This is a genomic window from Bradyrhizobium sp. LeoA1Lang (genome assembly GCF_055413685.1).
Map to the genome: position 1 here is coordinate 1 of NZ_JBVAPG010000252.1, position 8,101 is coordinate 8,101.

Below are 8,101 nucleotides of genomic sequence, written 5' to 3' on the forward strand. Positions count from 1 at the left end.
TCGTGCCACAATGGCCGGCGGTGGGCGTGCTCTTGGTCGATGCTTGCATCAGACTCTCCGATGGTTCGAGTGTGGAAACCCAAACCTACCGGAAAGGGCGCGCTCACCGCCCCATGGAATCTACAAAATCACCGCGCTATTTCGTCAGCAGCGCGAAGGCGCCGTTCCAATCTTTCGGGGGCGGGCTCTCTAGGAAATGGCGGATGCGCGCTTCATAGAGATTGTACAACCGTTCCAGCGCATGGCCCTCGTCGGTCTTGCGGCCGCGCTCGATGGCGGCTAGCGCGCCTTGCCAATCGCGGCCGCGGTAGCAGGCCAGCATCTCGATCGTGAGATTGCGCAGGCGCTGGAAGCGGCCGGACTGCGCGATGTCCTCGCGGCCGGCGATCGCGTAGATCACCTCCGGCTCCTTCTTGCCCTTGACCATGATGAAGTCGAGCTCAAGGATCGCGAACTTTTCCTTGGCGGCGAGCGCAGTCTTCGATCCCACGATGATCGGGAAACCGTATTCCTTGGACTGCCCCTCGAGGCGCGAGGCGAGGTTGACGCTGTCGCCCAGCACCGAATAGTCGAAGCGAAGGTCGGAGCCCATATTGCCGACGACGCAGACGCCGGTGTTGAGGCCGATGCCGACATTGAGCGGGATGTAGACGTGCCCGCCCGCATCCGCCTCCTCCTTGCGCAGCCTGTTGAGCTCGTCGATGCGCTCGAGCATGTCGATCGCCGCCTCGCAGGCGTTGATCTCGTGCGCCTTGTCGTCGAGCGGCGCGTTCCAGAACGCCATGATCGCATCGCCCATATATTTGTCGATCGTTCCCTTGCGGGCGAGGATCGCATTGGTGAGCGGCGTCAGGAAGCGGTTCATCAGGGCGGTCAGTCCCCGCGGGTCGTGCTTGTAGGATTCCGAGATCGTGGTGAAGCCGCGGACGTCGGAGAACATGATGGTCATCTCGCGCTCCTCGCCGCCGAGCACGAGCTTCTCCGGCGACTGCGCGAGCTGTTCGACCAGCGCGGGCGACATGTACTGGGCGAAAGCGCCGCGAATCTGCTTCCGCTGCTGCTGCTCGCGGACGAAGCTCGAGAAGATCAGCGTGAGATAGATCGCCGTGGTCGACATCAACGGATAGGTGAAATCGATCAGCAGGCGGTGCTGCGTGTAGAAGTACCAGGAGGTGCCGATCAGCGCAGTCGCGAACACCGCACCCAAGCCGACCAGCGTGATCGGCCCGAACAGCGGGGCGATTGCGATCACGAGCAGGCCGAACACCAGCGCGGTCGCGAACTCGAATGCGATGCCGTAGTTCGGTTGCGATACGCTGGCTCCGCTCAGCGCGCTCTCCAGCACCTGGGCGTGGATCTCCACGCCGGGCATCGCGGGCGTGACCGGCGTGGTCTTGATATCGTTGAGCCCGACCGACGAGGTGCCGATCAGGACCAGCTTGCCCTGGATCCTCTCCGCCGGCACCCGCCCGTGCAGCACGTCGACCGCCGAGACGTAGATCGAAGGGTCAGCCTGGGCGAAGTGCACCCAGAGCTGGCCGTTGTGGTCGGTCGGAATCCGCAAGCCGCGGAGCGAGAGGCTCTTGATTCCGGCCTCGTCGGTATCGATCAGCACGGTGCCGGAGCCGGTCGCGACCCTCAGCACCTCAAAACTCAGCGACGGCATGGTGGCGCCTTGCGCCAGCATGATCATCGGCACGCGGCGGACGATGCCATCGCGCTCGGGCCTGATCGTGAACAGGCCGCGGCCGGCGGCGGCCCCTTCCAGCACGGGGACGTTGCGCAGCAGGCCGGGGAAATCGAACATGAAGGGCTGCGGCTCTTCCCCCTTCATGGCGAGCGGCGTCAGCGGCAGCGACTTGTCGAATTCGGCGACCACGAACGGCAGGCCGGAGGCGCCCAGCACCACGCGCGACTTGCCCATCGCCTCCGCCAGGATCTGGTCGTTGCTCGGCAGCGCCCGCAGCTTCGCTCTGGTCTCCTCGTCGAGGTTGCGGATCGTATCGGCGGCGGCATCCGGATTGAGCCGATCAGGCTCGGAGAACACGATGTCGAAGGCGATCACGACCGCGCCAAGCTTGGTCAGGTTGGTGACGAGATCGGCGATCCGCGTGCGCGGCCAGGGAAACTGGCCGAGCTCCGACAGGCTCTGTTCGTCGATATCGACGATGGTGACCGGCCTGATCGTCTTGACCCGGGGCTCGATGACCTGGAAACCGTCAAACGTCCTGACCCGAAGCTCCTCGATCGCCGGCGGATCGAGCACCCTGAGCGCGGCGAAACCGACCAGGATCGCAAGACAGGCGAGCCGCGCATAGCCGAAGCGCCGCTTGAACCACCTTCGCAATGCCTTCAGCCGTCTCATGACGCTTCGATATCACGCCCGCGTCGATTGATCACGCCGGGAGTTTTCCACGGGTGCGGTGCACCCAGGCGTGCGGGCCGCCTCGGTCAGACACTGCCCGGCGGAAGGATGAAGTCGTTGGCTTGCAGATGGGCCAGCGCGACGTTCTTCAGCAGGATGGTGTTGTGATCGTTGCCGTCGAGGTCGATCTGCACGTCATTGCCGTTGTTCACGCTGGTGGCGTGGCTTTCGAGCCAATGATTGAAATCGTTCGGCCCGTTCGGATTGAAGGCGACATAGTCCAGCTCGATCTTGTCCTGGCCTGGCGTGAAATCGCCGATCGTGTCGTGGCCGATGCCGCCGGCATTCTGCTTGAAGACGAAAGTGTCGTTGCCGCCACCACCGAAGAGGACGTTGTCGTGGCCGTCGCCGGTCAGCGTGTCGGCGAACGCGGTGCCGCGCAGGTTCTCAATCGAGGAGAAGATATCGCCTGCGGCCGCGGTGCCCGCGGTAGCGCCGGTGAGCAGGTTGACGCTGATCGAACCGCTCGCGTGCGAGTAATCCACGGCGTCGCTGCCTGGATCGGTCGGGCCGAGCGGACCGCCGAGGCCGTTGAAGACATCTGGATGATTGCTGGCCAGGAACACGTCGGGGCCGACGCTGCCGATATAGTTGAAGGCAACCGCGCCGAAGATGTCGCCAAAGCTTGGTCCTGTGGACTGCACCGGATCGGACGGAGCAGTGGTATTGACGACGGCCTGGACACTCATGTTCCAGCCATGGGTGCTGACCAGCAGATGCGCCGCCGTGGCCTGGGCCGGATCTGTCGTACCGAAAATATCGATCTCGTCGATGACATAGGAGATAGAGCCGGTCTGCGGATCGAAGCTGTAGTCGCTGCTGACCATCTCGAAAACAATGCCTTTGCCGGCGTTGAGGACAAAGGCATGGTCGCTGGAGCCGTCACCCGTGACGGGCTGGCTCGCCGCGAAGTCGTCATAGAACGTGCTGAAGTCGTAACCATCGGGCGTATGCACGGCAACTGTAACGGTAACCGGCGTGACCGCCTGATCGAGCGTCAGGTTTGCCGTCGAGCTTGCGTGCAGCGCCCCGTCGGAGGCCACGTAGGTGAAGCTGACAGGGCCGGCATAGCCCGACGCCGGCGTGTAGATCCAGCTGCCGTTGTGATTGTCAACGAGATCGCCGCCACCACTCGCGATGCTGAGGCCGGTGATCGACAGCGACTGGCTGTCGATATCGCTCGCGCCCGGAAGCAGATCGGAGGCATGGATGATGTAGGACCCGTCTTCGGTGCCATGCGTCAGCGTCACCGGCACCGCGACCGGCGCATCATTGGTGCCGGCGATCGTCCATGACACCGAGGCCTGTGTGATGGCGTCACCGTCGGAGACGCCATAATTGACTGTTACCGTGGTCTGCTCGCCCTGAGCCAGGTGCTGGTAGGCGGCAACGCTCGGATCGAGCGTGAAGGAATGCGTATCGGCGTTGTAGCACACCCCGTCCGGCAGTTGCGTCGGGACGTTGACGACCGTCAGCACGTCATGGTCGGAATCGGATGCGTTGGCGAGCGCGTCCAGCGTGCTGGGGCTGCCATCTTCCGTCGCCGATCCCGTAACCGCGCCCGAAACCATCGGCGCGTGGTTGCCGATCTCGTTCAGCGTGACGGATACGGTTTGGGTGAGCGTGCCGCCGTGACCGTCGCTGATCACGACGTTGAAGGTCTCGACCTTGCTGTGACCCGGCAAGCCGTCGAGCGCCTGCCGCACGGCTGCGGGATCGGCGGTGTAGGTCCAGGCGAATTGCCCGCCGACACCGCCGATGTCGGACTGCTTGACCAATGTCAGCGTTCCCAGCGCAGTGCCGCTGCCGGTATAGCTGCTGGTGGCGGTATGGACGTCGTTGAGGTCAGGATCGGCGAAATTGATCGCACCTGTCGCGGTGAGGCCCACCTCGCCGTTGTGCACCTCGAATTGATCGACGCCGTCGATGCCGGTATTGCCGTCGGTGGTCGGAAGGGTGAGCAGCGCGTCCTGGTTTCCGGATTGCGGCAGCTCGTAGTAATGCGTGCCGTCGCCGGCCGAATAACCGGCGCGCGCCGGGGTGCCACCGAGGCCATCGGAGCCGCCGCTGGCGTCACCGGTCGTCCATTTGATATCGCCGTAGCGATACTGGACGTCGAAATTGCCGTTGCCTTCGCTGATCAGGACGAGCTGGAACGAATTCAGCTTGTTCGCTCTCTCATTGTAATAGCCGACATCATCCCAGGTGATGGTCATGACGCCATCGGCCGCGTCGAGATCGTAATAGACGTTGCCATGGCCGCGGGTATCGACGTCGGCCCAGAACACCGCGATGATCGGATTGTTCAGGCCCGCGTCGATCACGCTGGGCGTATAGGCGTCGGTCGGCGAGCCGAAGGTGATGTTGCCGTTGTTGTTGATGTAGAGCGACTTGTATTGATGGCCGAAGAAATTGATGCCTTGCGCGCCGAACGCTGACGTGATGTCGATGGCTTCGGAGGAATTATCATCGCCATGGTCGAGCGCGAGCTCGCCATAACCCTCCGCTCCAGGAAGATCCTTGATCAGGCCCGTCCCCAGAAGCTTTGCGGCAACCTCCTGGCTGACATGGCCATTTGAGACGGGCACGTTGATCACGCCATCCGTCACTGTTCCGCCCGCCAACGTCGGCGCATCGTTGACATTCGTGAAGGCAATGCTGCCCGCCTTCACATTGGAGAGCATTTCTCCATCATTGGCCTGGATCGAGAAGGTCGGCGCCGCCTCGCCGCCGTCGTGAACGAAGCGGACGTGCCCTGCGGCGAGATCGGCCGAGGTGAAGCTGGCGGTATCAATCCAGCCTTCGCCACCCAACACCTGGAACTTGCCATGCGTGACATTGGTGACCGTGAAGGTAAAGCTGGAATCGTCGAGGTCGGTGACGTTGATGTTCGCCGGCGTCAGCAGCACCACCCCGCCCTCGGACACCGCGAGCGTGGCATCGTGGACAACCGGAGGCGTGTCCGCCACCGGGATAGTCGGCGGAATGGCATTGTGGACGCCGATCGTGATCGGGATGGTCGTCGTGCCGCCGTTATATGTGAGCTTGATCAGGAATTGCTGGGTCGCCGTGTCGCCATAGACCAGCGAGGCAAAATCCGATTTGTTCTCGGCGAACGTCCAGTTCACGAAATTGCCGTCGGCGCTGAAGCTCACGTGCAGGAGACCGGTCGGATTGCCCGCCGCGTCGGTGACGGAAAGCGAGACGTCGTTGATTCCGCCGGTGATGCCGACTTTGCCGTTGGTCGTCAGGACCGACCCCGAGTTGGCGGTCTGCTCAACGATCGCGTTGCGGCCGGAACTCGGATCGACCACGAAGATGTCGCCGCCAGGCCCGTCCGCGGTGGAAAGATTCGACGCGTTACTGCCGAAGGCGATGAACAGGCCGCCGGCGCTGATGGTTGCGCCGAGGTTGGAGGCGGCGTTACCGGACGCCCCATCGGCCGCGGTCGAAACCAGCATGATCTTCGGATGGGCGGGATCGGTGAGATTGACCACATAGGTATCGGCAACCGAATTGTGGTCGTTCGACGTCAGCGCGGCGTCGCTCGCGAAGATGATGAAATGGCCGTCGGGGCTGATGACGGGGTTGTAGCTCCCGCCGCTCGGGTTCGACGTGTGGAAGACGATCTGGTGGGTCTGCAGGTCGTAGAGGTAGATTTCCGAGTGCCCGCTCGCGTCGGCGCTTTGATAGACGACATAGCGGCCGTCGGCACTGAGCGAGGCGGCGCTCGCGCCGACCCCCTGCGCGGTGTCCGCGATCGTGCTGATGACCCCGGTTGACCGGTCATAGACGTAGAGATGGCCCGAATTGCCTCCGGGATCGGCACCCCAGAACGCAACCACATGGCCGTCAGCGCTGATCGCCGGCTTCAGCAACGATCCGCTGGCACCGGCATCGGCGGGCGTGATCGTGGTGAGGACGTGCCCCTGCCGATCGTAGACGATGATATTGCCGCCGTTCTCGACCGCGATCCTGCTGCCGTCGCCGCTGACCGCAGGCGACGTGCCCACGCCAATCTGTGTCGTCGTGTGGTACTGCGCCGAAGACGGATCGTTGTTGTAGAGGAAGATGACGCCGCTGGAGCTTTGATAGACGACGGAGTGACCATCCGAGCTGATGGTCGGCGAACCATAGATGCCCCCGGAAGGCGAGATCACGATGGTGACACCGGTCGCGCGGTCGAACAGATAGATGACGCCGTCGGGGTCATAAGTGACGAATTGCCCGTCGGCGCTCATCACCGGCCCGAAATGATCGCCAGTGCTGGTCGTGGAGATCCTGGTAACCGTTGGCGGATTGACGACGAACGGGATCGACGGCTGCGGCCCGGTGGGCTGGTTGTTTTGCTGCCCCGGGAGGCCCTGATCAAGCAATGCCTGATTTGATATACCGCCCGCGCCGGTTCCGTTGCCCGTATCCATCAGGACGGAAAAGGTCTTGGCGGAGCCGGTGTTGCTGCTGTTGATAGTGGTGTTGAGCGCCGAGCGGAATTCGGTTCCCGGCGAATTGGGCGAGGTCGAACTGCCGATGTTCGCAAATTTCGTCCGCGGGTTGGCGTTGTTCTCGGTGTGCTGCGGCAGGTTCGGGTCGATCGCCTTCTGGATCTCGTAGGTATTGAGCACCGCCTGGAAGGTCGCGAATTCCTGCGCGATCTCCGCCAGCGTCTTGGCGCTTTCCCGCGCGATCAGTTCGAAAGCCGCAGTCGGCGTCAGCGTCAGGATGCTGCCATTGCTGGTCACCGTGCCGATCAGAACGCCGCGCGTGTTGAAGACCTGGACAGCATGGACCTGGTTGTCCTGCTGATCGACGACGGAGATCTTCACCGTGCCGTCGACCGACGAGATGTCGAGGATAACAGCGGTGCCGCGGATACCCATGGTCGCGATCGGGGTGGCGACTTTCATGTCGCCGGTCCTGGCGACCTGGCCGGCGACGAAGCTGGCGGCGCCCTGCACCAGCGTGATCAGCGAGGAGTTCGAATTGCTGCTGGCGTCATAGGTGAGCTCGTTCAGCATCAACCGCGCATTGGCGTTGAGGTTGAACGTGGTGCCGTCGTTCAGGACGAGGCCGAGCGTAGAATCGCTGCCGGTCTGCACCACGTCGCTCTGATAAACCGCTTCGCCATTATGCAGTTCGACGGTGACGCCGCTGCGCACCACGCTGGCACTGCCAGTCATCTTGGCGATATGACCGACCAGATCTGCCGCCGGCGGCGCTCCCGCTTGCGCGTAAACAGTGTGCCCGGTCAGCGCATCAACGACCTTCGGATCGAGCGACGCGCCCTCGGGGGAAACCAGTATCGGGTGCTTGTCGCCATGGAAGTAGTTCGGCACCACCACGCGATGCAGCTCGTCGGAGATGACGAGATCGTTGCCGGATTTGTGGAAGTTGCCGGAGAACAGAAGATGCGCGTCAGGAACAGTAAAGCTGTCCGCGTGGCCATCGCGGAACGAAAACGAATCAAGATCGACATGCGCGTTGGAAACAGACCCCAGCCCACTCGACGCAACGTTGTCGGCGTACTTCAATGCCCCCACCAGAAATAGTGGTGCCGTCCGAAAAGCGGTTGGAATTGAAAGTGGCGTAGTCTCCGGGGTGATCAACCTCGAATCACCCGGCGTTGACGCGCCGGGCTGGAGACCACGCCATGACAAGCGTTACCACGAAGGCTTT

General features: G+C 62.9%; 2 protein-coding genes. Both read right to left on the minus strand.

What is annotated here, in order from left to right; all coding sequences use genetic code 11:
- Positions 1 to 136 precede the first annotated feature (136 nt).
- On the minus strand, positions 137 to 2,365 hold the full coding sequence (locus tag ACZYOF_RS40680; RefSeq protein ID WP_463719266.1) for a CHASE2 domain-containing protein: 2,229 nt from the start codon (positions 2,363 to 2,365) through the stop codon (positions 137 to 139).
- 86 nt (positions 2,366 to 2,451) lie between these two features.
- Positions 2,452 to 7,956 (minus strand): nidogen-like domain-containing protein, encoded by a 5,505-nt coding sequence (locus ACZYOF_RS40685; RefSeq protein ID WP_463719267.1) that lies wholly within the window; start codon positions 7,954 to 7,956, stop codon positions 2,452 to 2,454.
- Between the last annotated feature and the right edge of the window lie 145 nt (positions 7,957 to 8,101).

What these genes read in the sequence shown, in the direction of transcription:
- ACZYOF_RS40680 (WP_463719266.1), bottom strand. Translation starts at nt 2,365, where the DNA reads ATGAGACGGCTGAAGGCATTGCGAAGGTGGTTCAAGCGGCGCTTCGGC.